Below are 20,392 nucleotides of genomic sequence, written 5' to 3'. Positions count from 1 at the left end.
AGCGAACCGTACGCAGATTCACTTCACGCCGCAAGTGATCATCGGTTCAAGCTTTAAGCTACGATGGCCGGTGTGGAGACCGATGCGGAGCCGCGCTGGCTGGATGACGACGAGCAGGAGGCCTGGATGGCGCTGCTCGCCGTCCTGATGCGCGTCCCCGGCGCCCTCGACGCCCAGCTCCAGCGCGACGCCGGCCTCACCCACTTCGAATACCTCGTGATCTCCGGCCTTTCCATGTCTCCCGGCCGCACCCTGCGCATGAGCGACCTCGCCGCCTTCGCCGAGGGCTCGCTGCCCCGCCTCTCCCAGGTCGTCTCCCGCCTCGAGAAACGCGGCTGGATCCGCCGCACCCCCGATCCCACCGACGGCCGCTACACCCTGGCGATCCTCACCGAGGAGGGCTGGGCCAAGGTCGTGGCCTCCGCGCCCGGCCACGTCGAGGCCGTACGGCGGCTGGTCTTCGACCCTTTGACCAAGCCGCAGCAACGCCAGCTGAAGGAGATCGGCCGCCGCATCATGCAGGCGATCGATCCCGGCTGCCCCCGCCCCGCCCCGTCCTCGGAAGGCCCCCGGCCGTGACCTCGATCTTCGATCCCGCGGTGCCCGCCGGCGCCTACGACGACTTCCTGCTCGAGGCGCTGCCCGCTGCCCGCGACCAGCGCGACTGGACCCCGGCCGACGGTCCGATGCCCGCGCTCTACCTGAGCCACGGCGCACCGCCCCTGTTCGACGACCCGGCCTGGCTGCGTCAGCTCTTCACCTGGGCCCGGTCCCTGCCGAAGCCCCGCAGCATCCTGATCGTCTCGGCCCACTGGGAGAGCGCTCCCTTGATGCTCTCGGCCCCGGCCGCGCGCACCCCGCTGGTCTACGACTTCGGCGGCTTCCACCCGCGCTATTACGAGCTGACCTACGACACTCCCGACGCCTCCGCCCTGTCCCGCCGGGTGGCCGCCGCCATGCCCGACGCCGACCCGGTCCACCAGCACCCCCGGCGCGGCCTCGATCACGGCGCCTGGGTTCCGCTGATGGCGATGTACCCGCTGGCCGACGTCCCCGTCCTCCAGCTGAGCATGCCCACCCACGACCCCGGCCGCCTGCTGGCCCTGGGCGCCCGGCTGCGCGAGCTCCGCCAGGAGGGCACGCTGGTGATCGGCTCCGGCTTCATGACCCACGGCCTGCCGTTCATCACCCGGGAGATGCTCACCGGCGCCGTCCCGTCCTGGTCCTCGGAGTTCGACGCCTGGGTGTCGGAGGCCCTCGCCCGCGGCGACGTCGACACCCTGGCCGACTACCACCGGGCCCCGGGCATGCCGTTCGCCCACCCGACCCCCGACCACTACCTGCCGCTGTTCGTCACCCTGGGCGCCGCCACCAACCCCGAGTCCCCGGTGAAGACCACCATCGACGGCTGCATGTTGGGTTTCGCCAAGCGCTCGTTCGAGACGATCGACTAGCGCAGCTGGTCGCGGCGGCGCGTCAGGTAGGCGGTCTCGGCGGTGTTCCCGGCCAGCTCGATGGCTTTGTCGTAGGCGGCTCGGGACTCCGCGCTGCGGCCCAGCCGGCGCAAGAGGTCGGCGCGGGTGGCGTGAAAGGCGTGGTAGCCGGCCAACCGCTCTTCGAGACGGTCGACGGCGGACAGGGCTACCTCGGGCCCGTCGAGCTCGGCGACCGCGATGGCCCGGTTGAGCGCGACGACCGGGGAGGGGTCGACCCGGACGAGCTGGTCGTAGAGGGCGAGGACCTGCGACCAGTCGGTGTCGCGCATGTCGCGGGCGGAGGTGTGCACGGCGTTGATCGCGGCCAGGATCTGGTAGCGGCCCGGCGGCACCCCGGCGGCGGCCGCGGCGAGGCGCTCGCGCACCAGCCGGTGGCCTTCCGCGATCAGCGCCTTGTCCCAGCTGCCGCGGTCCTGCTCGTCGAGGGCGACCAACTCGCCGCCGGGCGAGACCCGGGCGGTGCGGCGGGCCTCGATGAGCAGCATCAGCGCCAGCAGCCCGGCCACCTCGCCGTCCTCCGGCAGGAGGGCCCGGGTCAGGCGGGTGAGCCGGATGGCCTCGGCGGTGAGGTCCTGGCGCACCGGGTCGGTTTCGGGGCCGGTCGCCAGGTAGCCCTCGTTGAACACGAGGAAGAGGACGGCGAGCACGCCGGAGACGCGGACCTGCAGATCTTCCGCGGACGGCACGCGATAGGGGATGCGCGCCGCTTTGATCTTGGCCTTCGCGCGGGTGATCCGCTGCCCGGTGGCGCTCTCGGCCACCAGGAAGGCGCGGGCGATCTCGGGCACGGTCAGGCCGCCGACCATCCGCAACGTCAGCGCCACGCGGGACTCCATCGCGAGCGCCGGGTGACAGCAGGTGAAGATCAGCCGGAGCCGGTCGTCGTCGATGGCGCCGGGAGGTTCGGGACGGTCGTCGCCGTACGCCATCTGCGCCTCCCTGTGCTTGTCGTCGCGCTTGTTCTCGCGCCGGATCCGGTCGATGGCCTTGCGGTTGGCGGTGGTGGTCAGCCAGGCGCCGGGGTTGGGCGGCACGCCGTCGGCCGGCCAGCGCTCGACGGCGGTCGCGAAGGCCTCGGCGGCCGCCTCCTCGGCTATGTCGAGGTCACCGAAGCGCCGGGTCAGGGCGGCGACCACCCGGGCCCACTGTTCGCGGTGGACCCGGGTGACCGCCTGGTGGACGTCGTCCTCGCTCACCGGAACGGCCGCACCTCGACCTTGCGGTTGCAGGCCTTGGATCCCTCCGAGGAGAGCTTGAGCGCCACGTCGAGGTCGGGGGCCTCGATGATCCAGAAGCCGGCGAGGTACTCCTTGGACTCCAGAAAGGGCCCGTCGGTGACCATCGCCGCCCCGGCCCGGTTGTCGATGACGGTGGCCGAGTCGGGCGAGGCGAGACCGCCGGCGAAGACCCATTGGCCGTCGGCCTGGAGCCGGTCGTTGAACACATCGATCGCGGCGGCCTCCTCGGCCGTGGCGAGACCGTCGTTCTCGTCGAAGATGACGGAGATCAGGTACTGCATCGGAAGATCAGCTCCTCGGGGTTGTCAGGCCGGCCGGTAGACGTTGATCGCCACGCCCTTGGTGTCGACGCGCGACTCGACCAGATCGAGCGCGAGATCCGGGCCGTTCTCGGGGAACAATCGCGCGCCCTGGCCGAGAATCACCGGGACCACCATCAGCGTCATCTCGTCGACGAGATCGTTCGCCAGCAGCCACCGGATCAGCGTGCCACTTCCGTGCACTTGCAGCTCGCCGTCCGACTTCGCCTTCAGCTCCCGGATCGCGGCGGCGACGTCCCCGGCCAGCAGGGTGGTGCCCGGCCAGGCCGGATCGGCGAGCGTCGTCGACACCACGTACTTGGGCTGCGTGTTCAACGCGCGCGTGACGGCCGCCCAGTCCGGGTTGTCCTGTTCCGTCATGGATCCCCACGAGGCGGCGAACAGCTCGTAGGTCCGCCGGCCGAACAGGAACGCGTCGGCGCGCTGGTAGGTCTGCTTGATCAGCGCGTGGGTCTCGTCGTCGCCCTTGCCGAGGGCCCATCCGCCGCGCTCGAATCCGTTCCGGCGGTCCTCGTCCGAGGCGCCGCCGTTGCCCTGCATCACGCCGTCGAGGGTGACCTGGGTCATGGTCGTGAGCTTCATGCTCGGGGTTCCCTTTTCTTCGGGCCGCCCCTCGTGGGCGGTCTCACCCCTGCTACGAACACCACCGGCCGGATACGACACCCGCGCGGAAAGAATTTGGCGGACACGGAAAACGGCCGCGCTCGGCGGCCGTCTCCCTGGTGTCGCGCTTACAGTCCGGGTCGATCCACGTCGCCGCGCCACGCGCCGGTCTCGAGGCCGTCGCGGTCCTCGATGAACTCGCGGAAGCGCTTCAGGTCGCCCTTCACGCGGTGGTCGACCATGCCCAGCTTGGCGCCGGCCGTCTCGACCGCGCCCTGCGGGTCGAAGTCCATCTGGACCGTCACCCGGGTGTGGGTGTCGTCCAGGCGGTGGAAGGTGACCACGCCGGCCTGCTTCTCGCCGCCGGTGGACTTCCAGGCCACGCGCTCGTCCGGCACCTGCTCGGTGATCTCGGCGTCGAACTCGCGCTTGACGCCCGCGATCTCGGTCTTCCAGTGCAGGTGGGTGTCGTCGAGCTGGCGGATCTCCCGCACACCGTCCATGAACCGCGGGAACTCCTCGAACTGGGTCCACTGGTTGTACGCGGTGCGAACGGGAACGTTGACGTCAACAGACTCCGTCACGGTACTCACGGGATCTCTTTCCTTCCGGTCGAGTTTTCCGTTCGTGTTATGCAAGGACGTGCCCGGGCATTCTGGGGCTAAACGTGGTGGGGAGATCACATGGACACCGCCGACGCGATCGTGATCGGCGCCGGGCACAACGGGCTGGTCGCCGCGAACGTGCTGGCCGACGCCGGGTGGTCGGTGCTCGTGCTGGAGGCGACGCCGCGGCCGGGCGGCGCCGTGCGGTCCGGCTTCGTCACCTCGCCGGGGTACCTGTCGGACCTGTTCAGCTCGTTCTATCCGCTGGGGATCGCGTCGCCGGTGCTGCGCGAGCTCGACCTCGGCATCGAGTGGCGGCACGCGCCCGACGTCTTCGCCCACCTGCTGCCGGACGGGCGGGCCGCGACCGTCAACCGCGACCTCGAGACGACCATGGCGTCGATGGAGCAGTTCGCCCCGGGTGACGGTGAGCGATGGAAGTCCGCGTACGAACAGTGGCTGTCGATCTCGGCGCCGTTACTGGGCGCGCTCCTGCGGCCGTTCCCGCCGGTGACGGCCGGCCTGGGATTGCTCGCCCGGCTACGGGTCGCCGGCGCGCTCCGGATGGGGCGGCGGCTGATGTTGCCGGCCCGCCAGCTCGGCTCGGAGCTCTTCCGCGGCGAGGGCGCGACGCTGGCGCTGGCCGGCTGCGCGCTGCACACCGACCTGTCGCCGGACGACGCGGGCAGCGGCGTCTACGGCTGGCTCCTCGCCATGCTCGGGCAGGAGGTCGGCTGGCCGGTCCCGTCCGGCGGCGCCCAGCGGATCACCGACGCGCTGGTGGCCCGGCTCGAGGCCCGCGGCGGCGAGATCGTCTACGACGCGCCGGTCGAGCGTGTCCTGATCGCCCGCAACCGGGCGATGGGTGTCCGCGCCGACCGGGATTACCGGGCAAAACGGGCGGTCCTCGCCGATGTGCCGGCCCCGGCATTGTTCCTCGATCTTGTCGGAGCTGAGAAGATGCCGCCGCGCCTCGTAGACGATTTGTCCCATTTCCGCTGGGACGGCGCCACCCTCAAGGTCGACTGGGCCCTTCGCGGCAAGATCCCGTGGACCAACCCGGCCGTCAACGGCGCCGGTACCGTCCATCTGAACGCGGATCTGAACGGGCTCACCCGATACGCGGCCGAGCTGGCCACCGGCGAGATACCGCGGAATCCCTTCCTCCTTCTCGGCCAGATGTCCACGGCCGACCCGCGGCACTCGCCCCCCGGCACGGAGTCCGCCTGGGCCTACACGCACCTGCCGAGGCTCGACAAATGGCAGGCCGACGAGATGGCGGCCCACGTCGACAAGGTGGAGGCCGCGATCGAGAAGGCGGCGCCCGGCTTCCGCGAGCTGGTCATCGGCCGGAATGTGTTCTCCCCGGCCGACCTCGAGCGCGAGAACCCGTCGCTGAACGGCGGCGCCATCGGAGGCGGCACCGCGGCCGCGTACCAGCAGCTCTTCCTCCGCCCGATCCCCGGCCTCGGCCGGGCCGACACGCCGGTCGACCGCCTTTATCTGGCGAGCTCCTCGGCCCACCCCGGCGGCGGCGTGCACGGCGCCCCGGGCGCGAACGCCGCGCGGGCCGCGCTGGCCCGCGAGGCGCCCGTCACAGGCGATCTCTACCGTGCGGCCATCGCCGCAGCTCAGCGGGCTGTCTACCGGTAACGTGGGAGGGGTGATGTTTACCGATTCGGGCGTCGGGCACCAAGCACCCCGTCACCGTCGCCCGACCGGAGGGACACCGTGCGCATCGCGATGATTTCCGAGCACGCCAGCCCCTTGGGCGACGGCGGGCAGAACACCCACGTCGCCGACCTCTCGGCCGCGCTCGCCGAGCTCGGCCACGAGGTACGCGTCTACACCCGGCGGGACGACCCCACGGTCGCCGAGGAGGTGACCACCCGCGGCGGCATCCACGTCGTGCACGTGCCGGCCGGCCCGGCCCACGTCGTCGCGCCCGACCTGCTCCTGCCGTACATGGGGGAGTTCGCGCGCTGGCTCGAGGAGCGGTGGCGCGCCGGCTGGGCGCCCGAGGTCGTGCACGCCCATTTCTGGACCAGCGGCCTGGCCGCCGTGACCGCCGCCCGCCAGCTGGGCGTACCGGTGGTGCAGTCGTTCCACGAGCTCGGCGAGGCCGAGCCGACCGGCGACGGCAAGCCGTCGCGGTCGGGCTACGAGCGGGCGCTGGGCCGCGCGGTCGACCGGGTGGTCGCCCAATCACAGGACGAGGTACGCGGTCTCGTGCGCATCGGCGTGCCGAGGACGCAGCTCACGGTCGTCCCCGCCGGGGTCAACTCGGAGCGGTTCACGCCCGAGGGCCCGGCCGTCGAGCGCGACCCGGAACGGCCGCGGATCCTCTCGGTCGGCAAGCTGGTCGAGCGCAAGGGCTTCGGCGACGTCATCCAGGCCATGCGCTGGGTGCCGAGCGCCGAGGTGGTGGTCGTCGGCGGACCGCCCGCCGATCAGCTGCCCGCCGACCCGGGCGCCCGCAAGCTGCGCGCCCTCGCCGAGCGCCTGCAGGTCGCCGACCGGTTCCGGCTGGTGGGCCGGGTTCCGCCGGCCGACATGCCGGGCTGGTACCGCTCGGCCGACCTGCTGGTGGCCGCGCCCTGGCAGGAGGAGTTCGAGCCGTCCGCGCTGGAGGCGATGGCCTGCGGCGTGCCGATCGTGGGGACCGCGGTGGGCGGGCTCAACGACGCCGTGGTCGACGGGCTGACCGGCGATCTCGTGCCGGCCCGCGACCCGCGGGCGCTGGGCGGGGCGCTGCGCCGGCTGGTCAACGACAAGGTGCGCCGATTCGCGTACGCGACGGCCGCCCTCGATCGCGCGCGGCAGGCGTACTCGTGGCGGCGGGTCGCCTCCCAGGTCGGCTCGGTCTACGCGGCCGTGGCCGGATTGCGCCGGGGCACCAGCACGAGCGAGGCGAACACCGAGGCCGTGGCGTAGGGCGTAAGCCCGCATCCACCAACTGGTTGACCGGAACGCTCGCTCGCCGGTCGATTCGGCGGGGTCGATTCCACGCGACGCTCGATGCATGCCAGTCATCGAGGTCCAGAATCTGCGGAAGCGCTACGGGGACACGGTCGCGGTGCGGGATGTCTCGTTCACCGTCGAGCGTGGCGAGATCTTCGGAATCCTCGGCCCCAACGGCGCCGGCAAGACCACCACCGTCGAGTGCGTCGCCGGCCTGCGCGTGCCGGACGGGGGCACGATCAGCGTCCTCGGCCTGCCGCCGAGCGACCGGAAACTCCGGCAGAAGGTCGGCGTGCAGCTCCAGGAGAGCCAGCTCCCCGACAAGATGACCGTCCAGGAGGCGTTGCAGCTCTACGCCTCCTTCTACCAGGCCCCGGCCGATTGGCGGGCGTTGGCGCGAGAGCTCGGGCTTTCCGACCAATTGCGTACGCGTTACGCGAAGCTCTCCGGCGGCCGCAAGCAGCGGTTGTCGATCGCGCTCGCCCTGGTCGGCAACCCCGAGATCGCCATTCTCGACGAGCTCACCACGGGCCTGGACCCGCAGGCCCGCCGCGACACCTGGGACCTGATCGAGTCGATCCGCGACAGCGGCGTGACGATCGTGCTGGTCACCCACTTCATGGAGGAGGCCGAGCGGCTCTGCGACCGGCTCGCCGTGATCGACCACGGCGGGGTCGTCGCGCTCGACACCCCGGCCGGGCTGGTCGACGCGATCAGCGCCGAGCAGCGGATCCGCTTCCGGCCCTCGGCGCCGCTCGACGACGCGCTGCTGCTGGCCGCGCCGGAAGTGACCTCGGTCGAGAGGCGCGGCCCGCAGGTCGAGGTGTCCGGCACCGGCAACCTGCTGCACGCGGTCACCTCGGTGCTGGCCGCCCACCAGATCATCGCCAACGACCTGCGGATCGAGCAGGCCAGCCTGGACGAGGCGTTCGTCCGGCTCGTCGGGAAGGACTGACACCATGTTCACCAAACTGACCTTGAGCGAGCTCAGACTGCTGGCCCGCGAGCCGGTGGCCGCGTTCTTCTCGCTGCTCTTCCCGACCGTGCTGGTGGTGATCCTCGGCAGCGTCCCGGCGTTCCGCGAGCCGTCGGCCGACCTGGGCGGGTTGCGGGTGGTCGACGTCTACGTGGGAATCGCGGTGGCGCTGACCCTGGCGATGCTGGGCCTGCAGGTGACGCCGATGGCGCTCGCGACCTACCGGGAGAAGGGCATCCTGCGGCGGCTCGCCACCACGCCGGCCCGGCCCGAGCTGTTACTGGCCGCGCAGATGGCGTCGGCTCTGGTCACGGCGATCGCGTCCAGCGCGCTCGCCATCGCCGTGGGGCGCCTTGCTTTCGACGTACCCATCGCCGGGAATTTTGTGGGTTTTGTCCTGGCCTTTGTTCTCACCGCGCTGGGGGTCTTCGCGATCGGGCTGTTCATCGCGGCGCTGGCGCCGAGCGGGAAGGCCGGCAACTCGATCGGCACGCTGCTGTTCTTCCCGGTGATGTTCTTCGCCGGGCTGTGGGTGCCGCGCGAGGTGATGCCCTCGTGGCTGCAGCGGGTCGGTGACTTCACGCCGATGGGCGCGGGGGAGCGGGCGCTGCACGAGACCATGACGGGTCACTGGCCCGGCCTGCTGTCGGCTACCGTGCTGGTGGGATACCTCGCGGTGTTCGGGTTCGCGGCGGCCCGGCTGTTCCGCTGGTCCTGAGGAGGTCGGCCGAGATGTCGGGTGTGTCGGACAGGGCGGAGGCCGCCCGGCTGGAGACCTCGCAACGACGGCTCGACCGGTGGCTGATGTGGGTGCCGTACGGCGCGCTCGTCTGCTCGACCGCGATCGTCCCGATCGGCGCGGCCGCCGACCTGCCGACGGTGCCGTACCCGCTGATCGGCCTGATCGTGGTCGTCACCGCCGGCTGGATGCTCTGGTGGACCACGCTGCACCCGCAGTGGGAGCACAACCCCCGCCGGATGGTGGTCTTCTACTGCGTCGTCATCGTGCTGATCTACCTGCTGGTCTGGTGCAGCCCGCTCTTCGGGTTCTTCGCCTGGTCCGGATACCTCTTCACCGGGTACGCGTTGAAGGGACGCTTCTCGCGGCTGGCCGGCGCCTCCGTGGTCGCCATCGCCACCGCACTGTCCCAGGCCGGCGGCTTCCCGGTGATCGAGAATCGGGACGCGTGGGGCTACTTCTTCATCCTCCTGCTGTTCAACGTGGTGATCGCCGGGTCGATGACGCTGCTGAGCACGATGACGCACGAGCAGTCGGCCAAGCGCGCCGAGATGATCCAGGAGCTCGCGGAGGCCAACGCGAAGCTCGAGGCGGCGCTGAAGGAGAACGCCGGGTTGCACGCCCAGCTGCTGGTGCAGGCGCGGGAGGCGGGCGTGCACGACGAGCGGCAGCGGATGGCGGGGGAGATCCACGACGTGCTCGCCCAGGGACTGACCGGGATCGTGACCCAGCTGGAGGCGGCCGCGGCGGTGCCCTCGTCGTGGGAGCGGCACGTCGCGGCGGCGAAGAAGCTGGCCCGGGAGAGCCTGACCGAGGCCCGGCGGTCGGTGCAGGCCCTGCGGCCGCAGCCGCTCGATTCCGCCGGTTTGCCGGACGCGCTCGCGGAGGTGGTGTCCACCTGGTCCTCCCTGCACGGCGTGACGGCGTCGCTGATCACCACGGGAACCCCTCGGCCGCTGCTGCCGGAGATCGAGATGACGCTGCTCCGGACGGCGCAGGAGGCCCTTGCCAACGTGGCCCGCCACGCCTCCGCCGTACGAGCGATCCTGACTTTGTCGTACATGGAAGATGTAGTCACCTTGGACGTACGGGATGATGGTGTTGGGTTTGATGTGTCTGTTTCCCCCGAAATTTCGTCTTACGGGCTGACGGCGATGCGCGACCGGGTGCTGCGCGTCGCCGGGACGCTCGAGGTCGAGTCGGAGCCGGGCTCGGGCACGGCGGTGTCGGCGTGCGTGCCGGCGCTCGGGGTCGCGGCATGATCGGCCTGCTCATCGTCGACGACCACCCGGTCGTGCGGGACGGGCTGCGCGGCATGTTCGCCGGGGACGATCGTTTCGAGGTGCTCGGCGAGGCCGGGAACGGGCGCGAGGCGCTGGCGGTGGCCCTGTCGATGTCGCCCGACGTGGTGCTGATGGACCTGCGCATGCCTGAGATGGACGGCGTCACCACGATCAAGGAGCTGCGCGCGCAGGGCAGCACGGCTCGCGTGCTGGTGCTGACCACCTATGACACCGACCGCGACGTGCTGCCCGCGATCAAGGCCGGGGCCACCGGATACCTGCTCAAGGACACGCCGCGCGAGGAGCTGTTCCGGGCGGTCACGGCGGCGCATCGCGGGGAGTCGGTGTTGTCACCGGCCGTGGCCGGCCGTCTCATGGGCAGCCTGCGCTCGCCGGTGAAGGAGCCGCTGTCCGCCCGCGAGATCGAAGTGCTCACGCTCATCGCGCGCGGCAACAGCAACCGGGAGGCGGCCGCACTGCTTTTCATCAGCGAGGCGACGGTCAAGACCCACCTTCTTCACGCGTACGCCAAATTGGGCGTTCGCGACCGAGCAGCGGCCGTTGCCGCGGCCTTCGAGCAGGGATTGATGAGCCGCGACTGAGGCCCGTGTCATACCCAGGTGGTAGAAGGCTGTACGACGCTGGTGCGACGCGCACCCACTTCTCTTCCGCAAGGATCGACGCCATGCCCGGTACATCGAGCTCCGCCTCCGCCGTCCACGCGCTGCCCTTCGGCCCACCAGCCCCCGGCGTGCCGGTGCCCGACCCGCCTCCGGTCGCCGCGCCGTCTGCCTTGGGGGTGCGGCCCATCGAGCGGGCGGGCTATCTCCTCGGTGCGGTGCTGATCGCGAGCGGCCTCTTCCACGCCGCCGTCCTGATCACCTCCGGCGGCACCTGGGAGGGCCCGGTCTCCTGGCGCAAGCCGATGACGTTCGGCCTGTCCTTCGGCCTGACCCTGATCACCATGGCCTGGGTGACCTCGTCGATCCCGCTGCGCGACCGCACCCGCAACCTGCTGCTGGGCGTGTTCGCCACGGCCTCGGTCGTCGAGGTCCTGCTGATCACCCTGCAGGCCTGGCGCCGGGTCCCGTCGCACTTCAACATGGAGACCCCGTTCGACAGCGCGGTCTCCCGCGTCCTGGCCGCCGGCGGAGGCGTCATCATCGTCGTCCTGCTGGCCCTGACCATCGCGACCTGGCGCCCGCTTCCCGGCGTGGCCCCGTCGATGCGCCTGGCCCTGCGCGCCGGTTTCCTGGCCCTCGACACGGCCTTGCTGATCGGCGCCGTCATGGTCGTCACGGCGGTCCTCGACGTCTCCCGCGGCGACCAGCTGGCGGCCTATGCCGTCGGCTCCCAGTGGAAACCGGCCCACTTCGTCCCCATGCACGGCGTCCTGGCGTTGCCCCTGCTGGCCTGGCTGCTGGCCCGCACCCCCCTGCCGGAGCGATCACGGGTCCGGACGGTGGCCCTGGCCACGGCCGGCTACGCCGTCCTCTGCGCGCTGTCGGTCGTCGAGTCGGCCGCCGCCATCAACCCGCTGCAGGCCCCGCTGCTCGCCGACACCATCGCCGCCGTGGCCGTAGCGGCGATAGTGGCGGCCGCCGCACGGGCGCTGGCACTCCTGCGGAGCACCCCGATGGCCACCTGAGCGGCTACTCTTCGCCGGAGAACCGCTCCCACGCGGATTGGCGCGTGATCCGGAGGGCGGAGCCGATGCGCGCCCAGGTCACCTTCCGCTCCCGCAGGATGGTGACCAGTCGCTGGAGGCTCTCCTCGGTCTGGGCTCCCACGGCGGCGACGCGGGGAAGCTGGTCGAGGATCTGCTCGTCGGTCATCCCCTCTTCCCAGGTGGAGACTCGCCTGTCCGCCTGCTCGGACCGGAGGACGTCGTTGCACCGCTCGACGCACTCGTTGCAGATGTACACGCCGGGCCCGGCGATCACCTTCTCGACTTCCGGGCTCGGCTTGGCGCAGAAGGAGCAACAAAGCTGAATTGCCGTCATGGCATCTCCCGGCGGTAGAGGTTTGTCAGGTGCTCCCTGACGGCTGTCAGGCTACACCTGACAAGCCCGTATGTCCCCTGCGGCTGGTACTTTCCGACTCGCTGCCGCGGGTCGGTGATCTCCGGCGACGGTCGGGGTAGTGAAGAAGCGATCTGCCGATGTGCCGAGATGTGAGGACGATTGTCGTGACGGACGAACCGCTCTACGCGAAGCTGGGCTTCACCGACGCCGAGTGGGGGCTGCTGGTCGGCCTGCCGCAGTCGGTGCTGACGGCGGCGAGCGCCGCTACGCCCGACAGCGCCCGCAAGACCCGGGCCGAGAACGAGGCCGGCCGCGACGTGATCGCCGACGCCCGGGTGTCCGCGAGTCCCCTGGTCGCCGCCGTCGCCGCCGAGCTGCTCGCCGAGGTGGGCGATCCCGAGCTGGGCGAGGAGGCTCCGGTGATCGAGCCGCCGGACCCCATCGCGTACGTCGGGGACGTGCTCGATCGCGCGGCCGAGGCCAATGCGCTGCTGACCGCGAAGGCCGACCAGGCCGACGCCGAGACCTACAAGCACTGGCTCGTCGAGATCGCCGAGAGCGTCGTCGGCGCGGCCAGCACCGGCGGCGTGCTGGGGATCGGCGGCGAGCAGGTGACCGACACCGAGCGCGAGTTCCGCGACGAGCTGGCGAAGGCGCTCGCCGAGTAGAACTGCCATGCTGGCGGGATGGGAGTCGACGAGTACACGCAGGCGCGGCCCGCGGCCGCCCTGCGCCCGTTCGTCGGCTTCTATTCCGGGTACCGCCAGACCGGAGTGGCGCCGGCCCGCCATCGTGGGCTGCCCTCGCCGTACCTGACGCTGATCTTCACGATCGACGACCCGCTGGACGTGGTGGTCCACCCCGATCCCCGCCAGCGCCCCGAGAGCTACGACGCGCTGATCGGCGGCCTGCACCTCGCCCCCGCGGTGATCACCCATCCGGGCCGGCAGTCCGGTGTCCAGGTGGCGTTGCACCCGCTGGGCTGCCGGGCGCTGTTCGGGCTGCCCGCCGCCGAGCTGGCCGGTTCCGACCTGGCGGCCGCCGACGTGCTGGGCGACCTGATGGTCGACAAGATCCGCGATCGCCTGCGAGCCGCCTCCGACTGGCCGTCGCGCTTCGCGGTGGTCGACGAGGCCTTGCTGCGTCACCTACGCGACGATTCACCCGGCGTGGCGCCCGAGATCGCGTACGCCTGCGGCCGTCTTTTGATCGGCGAACCCGCCCCCGTGGCCGCCGTTGCCGCCGAGGTCGGCTGGAGCCCCCGCTATCTCACCGATCGTTTCCGGGCCGAGGTGGGCCTGCGCCCCAAGGAGGCCGCCCGGGTCGCCCGGTTCGATCGCGCCCGCCGCGCGCTGAGCCCCGCCACCCGCCTCGCCGACCTGGCCGCCGCGCACGGCTTCGCCGACCAGTCCCATCTGGTCCGCGAGTTCCACGCCTTCGCCGGCTGCACGCCGACGACCTGGCTGGCCGACGAGTTCGACCTCCTCACCAGCCTGCGCGAGATCTAGTTCGGTTTTGTCCAAGCCTTCGCCCGCCACGACGGGCGAGGATCGAGCCATGACCGATGCGAAGACCCCGCCACCGCAGGTGTGGCCCACGCTGCGCGCGAACGACGCCCGCGCCCTGATCAAGTTCCTGGTGGAAGCGTTCGGCTTCGAGGAGACCGTCGTCTACGGCGAGGGCGACCGGGTGGATCACGCCCAGCTGAGCTGGCCGCCCGGCGGCGGCATCATGCTCGGCTCCGCCAACCGCGGCCCCGACGACCAGTGGGCCCTCCCACCCGGCACCTTCGGCGCCTATGCGGTCGCCGACGACGTCGACGCCCTCCACGCCCGAGCCGCGAAGGCCGGCGCCGAGATCATCCGCCCGCCCCAGGACACCGAGTACGGCTCCCACGAGTTCGCCGCCCGCGACCCCGAGGGCAACCTCTGGTCCTTCGGCACCTATCGCGGAGAGCCGAGGGGCTAGCGGGCGTAACTCTACCTATATAGAGTTACGCCTCGTGACCCGGATGAGGCGCCCTTCCCCGCAGACCGCTGCGGTCCTGCACGCGCTGGCCGACGAGCCGTCGACCTGGCGATACGGCTACGAGCTGGGCCGGCAGGTCGGCTTGCGGGCCGGCTCGCTCTACCCGATCCTGATGCGCCTCACCGACCGGGGCCTGCTGGAGTCCACATGGGAGATCGCGCCGCCGGCCGGCCGCCCGCCCCGCCACCTGTACCGCCTGACCGAGGCGGGCCGCGAGCTGGCGGCGGAGGTGGCACCGGCGACCGAGCGACCGCCGTCGACGGCCGGCCTCCGCCCACGAACGCTGCGCCCGGCGGAATTCGGGGGTGCGTGGTGACCGATTCACCACACACGCCGCAATCCAGCGCGCCGCCGCGGTCCGGCGGGGTTCGACGCGACGCGGCCGGGCGTGCGCTGGCGGTCGCGGTGCAGCTGCTGCCGCCGGAGCAGCGCGAGTGGGGCATGGCCATGCGCGCGGAGCTGGACGCGGTCACCCAACGCGACGAGCGACGCCGCTTCGCGACCGGCTGCGTCGCGGCGATCGCCACCCGCCCGGCGGTGTGGCGCCGCGTCGCTTACGCGCTGCTGCCCGCCTCCGTCGTGGCCTACGTAGTTCTCTGGAGCGCCACCATCGACTGGGCGCCGCGGCGGTGGGGTGTAGTGGTGTTCGCCGCCGTCCTGGCCGTCGTCGCCGAGCTGGGTGTAGTCGGACCACTCGGCCCGGTAGCTCCGAGCCGGGCGGCGCGGTTCGCTCGCGCCTTCGGATATCTGCTGGTCGGCGCCCTGGCAGTGGAGCTCGACGTCTCGATCGCCCACAAGGACAACAACGACCTGACCGGCGTGCCCGTCCTCTCGGTCGTGCTGGCCGTCTACCTCGCGGCGACCCTGGCCATGACCGGCCGCCGCGCCCGCGCCACGTCCCGCTCGCTGCTCCTCGGCCTGGCCGGCGGCACAACCGCAGCCGCCGCATGGGCGCTCGTGGTGCTGCTGGCCCCGCCGATCCCGCCCGGCCCCGGCTTCGCCGCCGCCCTGACCGCCGCCGGCATGGCCCTCACCATCCTCCTGACACCGCGCCGCGACCCGATGGCCGCCCTGCGAGCCGCCCTGATCGCCGGAACCACCGGCGCCCTACTGATCTTCAACGCCGTGGTGATCCTGTCCAGCTTCGGCCCGCCCGACCTCATCCCCAGCCTGGCGCCGCACGCCTTGACCCCGGCCGACCAGCTCACCAACAGCCGCATCGAGCTCGTCGACCCCTACTTGTGGTTGCTCCTGCTCGGCTGGTTCGTAGCCGTCGGCCAATGGATGGCCGCCCGCTCACCGGCCGCTCCGGCAGTCACCGCCCCGCCACCCGCCATCCCCGCCGAGGAGCCGGCCTGACCCGCCGCCCGCCCGCGCCGGCCGCCCGCCGGCCCGCCCGCCGGCCCGCCGCCCGTCGGCCACACGCCGATCCAGGCGCACCGCCTCGGGATGGTCCTGGCGGGCCGCTTTCTTGGCGGAGCCCAGCGACGTCCTCTAAGCCGCGACTGAATCGGCCGCGCACCTCAGCATGGTTCCTCGCCAGTCGGGACGACTGACCGGCTATTCCGTAACCTCCGCCGCCCAGGCGGTCAACGCCGCGAAGTCGGCTTCGCAGGGCGGTTGGGGGGTCGAAGGTCAGCAGCAGCGCGCGGCCGGCGTGATGCTCGTAGACGTACTCCTGGTCGGCCGGCGGGTAACGGGGGCCGCCCTCGGGATCCAGCACGCCGTCGAGGTCGAGGTAGAGCAGTGGCCGGGCGATTACGCGGAGGCGAGGAGCTTGTTTTCCAGCACGACCGGGACCGACAGCGTCTTGTAGCCGACGTCGTCGAAGAGGACGGTCATGCGGTCTTCCTCGTAGCCCATCACCATGCCCGTGCCCCACTCCCCGTGGCGGACCTTGCTGTGCACGGCGAACGGCTCGGCGGAGGAGGACGGCTCCGTGGTCACGCCGTTCACGCAGTTGTCGCAGTGGCCGCACGGCCTGGGCATGTCCTCGCCGAAGTAGGCCAGCAGCATCTGACTGCGGCATCCGCGAGCCTCGGCGAAACCGCGCATCATGTCGGTCCGGGAACGGGAGACCACCTGCTGCCGCTCGTACGCGTCAATGGCAGCCTTTGCCGCCGCGGCCGGAAGCGGGGCGAAAAGCGGAATCGTCATCTTGTTGCCGGCGCCGGACACGGCGGCGCCTACCTGTTCCAGCAGGCCCAGATATGCACCCAGCTTGCGCGGGCCCAAGCCCGTTTTGTCCTTCAAAGCCGTTTTGGTGACAGGGCCGTTGCGCAACGCGGCGGCCAGTGTGCGCAGCTCGGTCTCGTCGGGCGCGCCGCCGGTGAAGAAGCGCTGGATGGCTTCGTCTTCGGCCCGCCACAGCAGCATGGCGTGGGCGGGCTCGCCGTCGCGGCCGGAGCGGCCGATCTCCTGGAAGTAGCTGTCCGGCGAATCGGGCAGGGCCACGTGCGCGACCCAGCGGATGTTGGCCTTGTCGATGCCCATGCCGAACGCGGACGTAGCCACCATGATGTCCACTTTGTCGGCGGTGAAGTCCTCCTGGCGCTGCTCGCGCGGACCGCCGGCCATGCCGCCGTGGTAGAAGGCGGCGTTGTAACCCGCGTCGGTCAGGCGCTCGGCGAGCTCCTCGGCGGCCCGGCGGGTGGCGACGTAGACGATGCCGGGGCGGGAGACCGAGTCGATCAGCTTGGTGAGCCGCCGCCAGCGGTAGTCCTCGTCGGGGCAGTAGGCGACCTCGAGGAACAGGTTGGGGCGGTCCAGGCCGGAGATGTGGATCTCGGGCCGGCGCAGGCCGAGCCGGTCGATGATGTCGTCGCGCACCGGCGGAGAGGCGGTGGCGGTCAGCGCCAGCACGGGTGGCCGGCCCATCTGCTTGATCATGTCGCCGAGGGCGAGGTAGTCGGGGCGGAAGTCGTGGCCCCAGGCCGAGATGCAGTGCGCCTCGTCGACGGCTACCAGCCCGGGCTTGAGCGCGCGGACCTCGGCCAGCCGGTCGGGGTTGCTCAGCTGCTCGGGTGTGATGAAGAGGAACTCGGCGCGCCCGGTGCGGATCTCCTCGAGCGCGGCCTTCTGCTGATTCGGCGTCTCGGCCGAGCTGACCCGCACGGCGCGGATCTTCGGATCGTTCCGCTCGTTGAGCGCCGCGATCTGGTCCTGCTGCAGGGCGAGCAGCGGGGAGATCACGACCGTCGGGCCCGGCAGCAGGACGGCGGGCACCTGGTAGATGGCCGACTTTCCGGCCCCGGTGGGCAGCACGACCAGCGCGTCGCGGCGGCGCAGCACCGCGCGCATCGGCTTGAACTGGCCGGGGCGCAGGGAGGGCCAACCGAATTGGGAGCGCGCGACCCGGCGCAGGCGTGGTCCGTACACAGGCAGCTTCATGGCGCGGGCCATTGTGCCCCACGGGTGTGACAGTCAAACCGCTACTTGAACATCCGCCGGATCGCCCAGAGCAAGAGCAGCACTGCAAGAGCAACACCCAGCAGGCGTACGGCGTGGATCTGTGACCAATCGACGCCGGAGGCGGCTAGCGGATACGACACGTCTCGCATGGTATCGAGTCCCGCCATGGTCTCGATAAATAGGAAGGTTTGTTGACTAAATCGGGGAAGGGGTGTGACCATAGGTCCGCACAACGGGGGGCGCGCTCCCACGGGCGCGCGCGACGACATCAGCGGAGGTACGGGGGCCCATGCCCAACCAAGGCGAACTGCCGGAGCTGGCCGCGACGGTGCTCCAGCCGGGTTTTGTCGGCACGAGCGCGCCGGACTGGATCCGTCGATGGCTCGCCGACGGACTGGGCGGCGTGGCGCTCTTCGCCCGCAACGTCGAGTCGCCGGCGCAGGTGGCCGCGCTGACCGCCCAGCTGCGGGCCGAGCGCCCCGACGTGATCGTGGCGATCGACGAGGAGGCCGGCGATGTCACCCGCTTCGAGTCGCGGCACGGCAGCTCCCGCCCGGGCAACCTGGCGCTGGGGGCGATCGACGATCCGGCCCTGACCTTCGCCGTGGCGTGTGACCTGGGCGCCGAGCTCGCCAACGCGGGCATCACCCTCGACTACGCACCCGACACGGATGTCAACAGCAACCCCGACAACCCCGTGATCGGCGTACGGGCCTTCGGCGCCGAAGCACAGTTGGTGGCGCGCCACTCGGCGGCGTTCGTCCGCGGTCTCCAGGAGGCCGGCGTCGCCGCCTGCGCCAAGCACTTCCCCGGCCACGGCGACACCAGCGTCGACTCGCACCACGACGTCCCGCTGATCGACCGGGACCGGGCCGAGCTGGACGCCTGCGAGCTGCTGCCCTTTCGCGCCGCGATCGAGGCGGGCGTCCAGGCGGTGATGACCGGGCACCTGCTGGTCCCCGCCTACGACGACCGGCTGCCGGCGACGCTGAGCCACCGCATCATGACCGGCCTGCTGCGCGAGGAGCTCGGCTTCCAGGGCCTGATCGTCACCGACGGCATCGAGATGCAGGGCGTACGCCGCCGGTACGGGCTGGCCGGCGCCGCCGTCATGGCGCTGGCGGCCGGGGTGGACGCGATCTGCGTCGGCGGGGATCACGCGGATGAACAGACCGCGACGCAGCTGCGCGACGCGATCGTCCAGGCCGTCCGCGACGGCTCCCTGAGCGAGGAACGGCTGGCCGACGCGGCCGCCCGGGTGCGCCGCCTCGGCGCTTGGACCACGCGGGTGCAGACGGAGACGGGCGCTCGCGCCGCCGTGCATGCGGCGAGCAGCGGGTCGGCGGTCGGGTTCGACGCGGCCCGGCGGGCCGTACGGGTGACCGTGGCCGAAGGCGCGACCACGCTGCCGATCGACCGGCCGGCGCATGTGGTGGAGTTCGCCCCGCCGCGGAACATCGCCATCGGCGCCGAGACGCCGTGGGGGATCGGGGCGCCGCTGGACGGCCTGCTGCCCGGCACCACCTCGGTGCGGCTCACCGCCGACGACCTCGAAGGCCCGGCGGATCCGCTGGCCGGCGCGGCCGACCCGCTGGCCGGCGCGGAGGGTCGCGCGCTGGTGCTGGTGGCCCGCGACGTGCACCGGCATCCGTGGCTGGAGGCGGCGATCCGGCGGGTCCTCGAGACGCGCCCCGACGCGATCGTCGTGGAGATGGGCGTGCCGGTGACGGTGCTGGGCGGCGTGCACATCGCCACTTATGGGGCAACTCGGGCGTGCGGGCTGGCCGCTGCTGAGCTCATCGCCGGTAGCCCGGTGCCCGCCCCGATCGCCGCCTAGGGCGCTGTCGCTGGCACCGGGACGATCCTGCTGGTCGAGGACGATCCCGGCTGTCTTCCCGCTATGTGGCGGTGGCTATCGGATGATGGGACTGAGTCCCGGATCCCGGCCGACCGTCCCGTCGGCTGGACGCGCGAACCGCATCGCGGGATGTTGGCGGCCCATCCGCCGGACATAGCCCGATTTTTCCGGTGACGCGCTCTGCCGCCCTCCGAAGGATGATGAGTTCCCGCGCGCATCGAACAGCAATTGCTCAAGATCTCGCGGCTGCGGGAGCCTCTTGGTGAGTTGCCGGCTTCAGCGGGTCGGGCGGAGAAGACGGCACCCGCGGCGGGCTGCACCTGGCAGCTCTCGGGCCATGGCACGCCCCAGCGGGGGCCACCGATCGCCGCAACCGACCGCGGCGACCAAGCTCAGCGGACCTCTGGGGCAAATGCGCTTTTCGCCGTCTTTGTCCGGCCGCCCACGGACCGCCCCCACCCGGTTTGGGTGGGGCCCAGTGAAGCAGCTGGGTATGACAAAAACCGGGCGCCGTCCACAGAGGGCTAGCGGACGACGATGTCGTCGTACTCCGAGTGCTCCTCGACATAGCGGGCGAAGAACGGGCAGATGGGCACGATCTTCTCGCCCCGGGAGCGGATCAACTCCAGCGTCCGGCTCGCCAGCTCGTTGCCCAGGCCCTGGCCGCGGAACTCGGGCTTCACCTCGCTGTGGGTGACCACGACGGTGTGCTCGTCGCGGCGGCGGTACATGGCCAGGCCGGCGACCGCGCCGTCGACCAGCAGCTCGAAGCGATGGTTGGCGGTGTTGTCCTGCACATCGAAGTCGCTCACGCCCCTCACTTTAGGGTCGCGCGGTCCCCGTACCCTCT

General features: G+C 71.5%; 22 protein-coding genes. 15 read left to right on the top strand and 7 right to left on the bottom strand.

Annotated elements, in window-relative coordinates; genetic code table 11:
- Positions 1-63 precede the first annotated feature (63 nt).
- Together ACQPZX_RS36815 and ACQPZX_RS36810 are read left to right on the top strand one after the other, a co-directional pair.
- Positions 64-579, top strand: coding sequence for a MarR family winged helix-turn-helix transcriptional regulator (locus ACQPZX_RS36815; RefSeq protein ID WP_433365949.1), 516 nt, complete (start codon positions 64-66; stop codon positions 577-579).
- On the top strand, positions 576-1,454 hold the full coding sequence (locus ACQPZX_RS36810; protein WP_433365946.1) for a dioxygenase family protein: 879 nt from the start codon (positions 576-578) through the stop codon (positions 1,452-1,454). The genes ACQPZX_RS36815 and ACQPZX_RS36810 overlap by 4 nt, the downstream gene beginning before the upstream one ends.
- Here the strand turns inward: ACQPZX_RS36810 and ACQPZX_RS36805 are convergent.
- From ACQPZX_RS36805 to ACQPZX_RS36790, 4 genes are all read right to left on the bottom strand, one after another.
- The gene (locus ACQPZX_RS36805; RefSeq protein ID WP_433365943.1) at positions 1,451-2,692 is read right to left on the bottom strand and encodes an RNA polymerase sigma factor; all 1,242 of its coding nucleotides are present in this window, start codon (positions 2,690-2,692) and stop codon (positions 1,451-1,453) included. The two genes, ACQPZX_RS36810 and ACQPZX_RS36805, sit on opposite strands and share 4 nt — an antisense overlap.
- Positions 2,689-3,015, bottom strand: coding sequence for a YciI family protein (locus ACQPZX_RS36800; RefSeq protein WP_433365940.1), 327 nt, complete (start codon positions 3,013-3,015; stop codon positions 2,689-2,691). The genes ACQPZX_RS36805 and ACQPZX_RS36800 overlap by 4 nt, the downstream gene beginning before the upstream one ends.
- A 24-nt stretch (positions 3,016-3,039) precedes the next feature.
- Entirely contained in the window at positions 3,040-3,636 is a 597-nt protein-coding gene (locus ACQPZX_RS36795) for a dihydrofolate reductase family protein (RefSeq protein ID WP_433365937.1), read from the bottom strand.
- Between the two features lie 149 nt (positions 3,637-3,785).
- Positions 3,786-4,250 carry an SRPBCC family protein gene (locus ACQPZX_RS36790; RefSeq protein ID WP_433365934.1) on the bottom strand — a complete coding sequence of 155 codons (465 nt, stop codon included), beginning with the start codon at positions 4,248-4,250 and terminating at the stop codon, positions 3,786-3,788.
- 90 nt (positions 4,251-4,340) lie between these two features.
- On the opposite strand from ACQPZX_RS36790, the gene ACQPZX_RS36785 reads away from it, so the two are divergent.
- The 7 genes from ACQPZX_RS36785 to ACQPZX_RS36755 all read left to right on the top strand — a co-directional run bounded on the left by ACQPZX_RS36785 (position 4,341) and on the right by ACQPZX_RS36755 (position 11,869).
- Positions 4,341-5,915: a phytoene desaturase family protein gene (locus ACQPZX_RS36785; protein WP_433365931.1), complete on the top strand. Its 1,575-nt coding sequence runs from the start codon at positions 4,341-4,343 to the stop codon at positions 5,913-5,915.
- 78 nt (positions 5,916-5,993) lie between these two features.
- Entirely contained in the window at positions 5,994-7,196 is a 1,203-nt protein-coding gene (locus ACQPZX_RS36780) for a glycosyltransferase (RefSeq protein WP_433365928.1), read from the top strand.
- 88 nt (positions 7,197-7,284) lie between these two features.
- Entirely contained in the window at positions 7,285-8,178 is an 894-nt protein-coding gene (locus tag ACQPZX_RS36775) for an ABC transporter ATP-binding protein (protein ID WP_433365925.1), read from the top strand.
- 4 nt (positions 8,179-8,182) lie between these two features.
- Entirely contained in the window at positions 8,183-8,917 is a 735-nt protein-coding gene (locus ACQPZX_RS36770; protein ID WP_433365922.1) for an ABC transporter permease, read from the top strand.
- A gap of 14 nt (positions 8,918-8,931) precedes the next feature.
- The gene (locus ACQPZX_RS36765) at positions 8,932-10,200 is read left to right on the top strand and encodes a sensor histidine kinase (protein ID WP_433365919.1); all 1,269 of its coding nucleotides are present in this window, start codon (positions 8,932-8,934) and stop codon (positions 10,198-10,200) included.
- A complete protein-coding gene (locus ACQPZX_RS36760; protein WP_433365916.1) occupies positions 10,197-10,823 on the top strand; it encodes a response regulator in 627 nt (208 codons plus the stop codon). The genes ACQPZX_RS36765 and ACQPZX_RS36760 overlap by 4 nt, the downstream gene beginning before the upstream one ends.
- 83 nt (positions 10,824-10,906) lie before the next feature.
- Positions 10,907-11,869 carry a hypothetical protein gene (locus ACQPZX_RS36755; protein WP_433365913.1) on the top strand — a complete coding sequence of 321 codons (963 nt, stop codon included), beginning with the start codon at positions 10,907-10,909 and terminating at the stop codon, positions 11,867-11,869.
- 4 nt (positions 11,870-11,873) lie between these two features.
- On the opposite strand, the gene ACQPZX_RS36750 is transcribed toward ACQPZX_RS36755, so the two are convergent.
- Positions 11,874-12,224: a ClpX C4-type zinc finger protein gene (locus ACQPZX_RS36750; protein ID WP_433365910.1), complete on the bottom strand. Its 351-nt coding sequence runs from the start codon at positions 12,222-12,224 to the stop codon at positions 11,874-11,876.
- A 185-nt stretch (positions 12,225-12,409) separates the two neighbouring features.
- On the opposite strand from ACQPZX_RS36750, the gene ACQPZX_RS36745 reads away from it, so the two are divergent.
- From ACQPZX_RS36745 to ACQPZX_RS36725, 5 genes are read left to right on the top strand one after another with little or no spacing between them, the layout of a single operon-like run.
- Positions 12,410-12,913 (top strand): hypothetical protein, encoded by a 504-nt coding sequence (locus tag ACQPZX_RS36745; RefSeq protein ID WP_433365908.1) that lies wholly within the window; start codon positions 12,410-12,412, stop codon positions 12,911-12,913.
- Positions 12,914-12,931: 18 nt separating this feature from the next.
- Positions 12,932-13,753: a helix-turn-helix domain-containing protein gene (locus tag ACQPZX_RS36740; RefSeq protein WP_433365905.1), complete on the top strand. Its 822-nt coding sequence runs from the start codon at positions 12,932-12,934 to the stop codon at positions 13,751-13,753.
- Positions 13,754-13,802: 49 nt separating this feature from the next.
- Entirely contained in the window at positions 13,803-14,213 is a 411-nt protein-coding gene (locus ACQPZX_RS36735) for a VOC family protein (protein ID WP_433365902.1), read from the top strand.
- A 43-nt stretch (positions 14,214-14,256) separates the two neighbouring features.
- Complete coding sequence (locus ACQPZX_RS36730; protein ID WP_433385641.1) at positions 14,257-14,589, top strand: PadR family transcriptional regulator; 333 nt, start codon at positions 14,257-14,259, stop codon at positions 14,587-14,589.
- Entirely contained in the window at positions 14,586-15,632 is a 1,047-nt protein-coding gene (locus ACQPZX_RS36725; protein ID WP_433365899.1) for a hypothetical protein, read from the top strand. The genes ACQPZX_RS36730 and ACQPZX_RS36725 overlap by 4 nt, the downstream gene beginning before the upstream one ends.
- A gap of 399 nt (positions 15,633-16,031) precedes the next feature.
- Here ACQPZX_RS36725 and ACQPZX_RS36720 read toward each other — a convergent pair whose 3' ends face one another.
- On the bottom strand, positions 16,032-17,663 hold the full coding sequence (locus tag ACQPZX_RS36720; protein ID WP_433365896.1) for a RecQ family ATP-dependent DNA helicase: 1,632 nt from the start codon (positions 17,661-17,663) through the stop codon (positions 16,032-16,034).
- A gap of 310 nt (positions 17,664-17,973) precedes the next feature.
- On the opposite strand from ACQPZX_RS36720, the gene ACQPZX_RS36715 reads away from it, so the two are divergent.
- Positions 17,974-19,521 (top strand): glycoside hydrolase family 3 protein, encoded by a 1,548-nt coding sequence (locus ACQPZX_RS36715; protein ID WP_433365893.1) that lies wholly within the window; start codon positions 17,974-17,976, stop codon positions 19,519-19,521.
- 545 nt (positions 19,522-20,066) lie between these two features.
- On the opposite strand, the gene ACQPZX_RS36710 is transcribed toward ACQPZX_RS36715, so the two are convergent.
- On the bottom strand, positions 20,067-20,354 hold the full coding sequence (locus ACQPZX_RS36710) for a GNAT family N-acetyltransferase (RefSeq protein WP_433365890.1): 288 nt from the start codon (positions 20,352-20,354) through the stop codon (positions 20,067-20,069).
- Between the last annotated feature and the right edge of the window lie 38 nt (positions 20,355-20,392).

The organism is Actinoplanes sp. CA-142083, assembly GCF_050942195.1.
GTDB lineage: Bacteria > Actinomycetota > Actinomycetes > Mycobacteriales > Micromonosporaceae > Actinoplanes.
The sequence above is the reverse complement of the archived record's forward strand: the minus strand, read 5'-3'. Positions and strand labels throughout refer to the sequence as shown.

Bases quoted from the DNA above. Each gene is read 5' to 3' on its own strand.
- ACQPZX_RS36765 (WP_433365919.1), top strand. From the start codon at position 8,932: ATGTCGGGTGTGTCGGACAGGGCGGAGGCCGCCCGGCTGGAGACCTCG.
- ACQPZX_RS36815 (WP_433365949.1), top strand. From the start codon at position 64: ATGGCCGGTGTGGAGACCGATGCGGAGCCGCGCTGGCTGGATGACGAC.
- ACQPZX_RS36785 (WP_433365931.1), top strand. From the start codon at position 4,341: ATGGACACCGCCGACGCGATCGTGATCGGCGCCGGGCACAACGGGCTG.
- ACQPZX_RS36750 (WP_433365910.1), bottom strand. From the start codon at position 12,224: ATGACGGCAATTCAGCTTTGTTGCTCCTTCTGCGCCAAGCCGAGCCCG.
- ACQPZX_RS36800 (WP_433365940.1), bottom strand. From the start codon at position 3,015: ATGCAGTACCTGATCTCCGTCATCTTCGACGAGAACGACGGTCTCGCC.
- ACQPZX_RS36720 (WP_433365896.1), bottom strand. From the start codon at position 17,663: ATGAAGCTGCCTGTGTACGGACCACGCCTGCGCCGGGTCGCGCGCTCC.
- ACQPZX_RS36755 (WP_433365913.1), top strand. From the start codon at position 10,907: ATGCCCGGTACATCGAGCTCCGCCTCCGCCGTCCACGCGCTGCCCTTC.
- ACQPZX_RS36740 (WP_433365905.1), top strand. From the start codon at position 12,932: ATGGGAGTCGACGAGTACACGCAGGCGCGGCCCGCGGCCGCCCTGCGC.
- ACQPZX_RS36775 (WP_433365925.1), top strand. From the start codon at position 7,285: ATGCCAGTCATCGAGGTCCAGAATCTGCGGAAGCGCTACGGGGACACG.
- ACQPZX_RS36770 (WP_433365922.1), top strand. From the start codon at position 8,183: ATGTTCACCAAACTGACCTTGAGCGAGCTCAGACTGCTGGCCCGCGAG.
- ACQPZX_RS36715 (WP_433365893.1), top strand. From the start codon at position 17,974: ATGCCCAACCAAGGCGAACTGCCGGAGCTGGCCGCGACGGTGCTCCAG.
- ACQPZX_RS36735 (WP_433365902.1), top strand. From the start codon at position 13,803: ATGACCGATGCGAAGACCCCGCCACCGCAGGTGTGGCCCACGCTGCGC.
- ACQPZX_RS36760 (WP_433365916.1), top strand. From the start codon at position 10,197: ATGATCGGCCTGCTCATCGTCGACGACCACCCGGTCGTGCGGGACGGG.
- ACQPZX_RS36795 (WP_433365937.1), bottom strand. From the start codon at position 3,636: ATGAAGCTCACGACCATGACCCAGGTCACCCTCGACGGCGTGATGCAG.
- ACQPZX_RS36730 (WP_433385641.1), top strand. From the start codon at position 14,257: ATGAGGCGCCCTTCCCCGCAGACCGCTGCGGTCCTGCACGCGCTGGCC.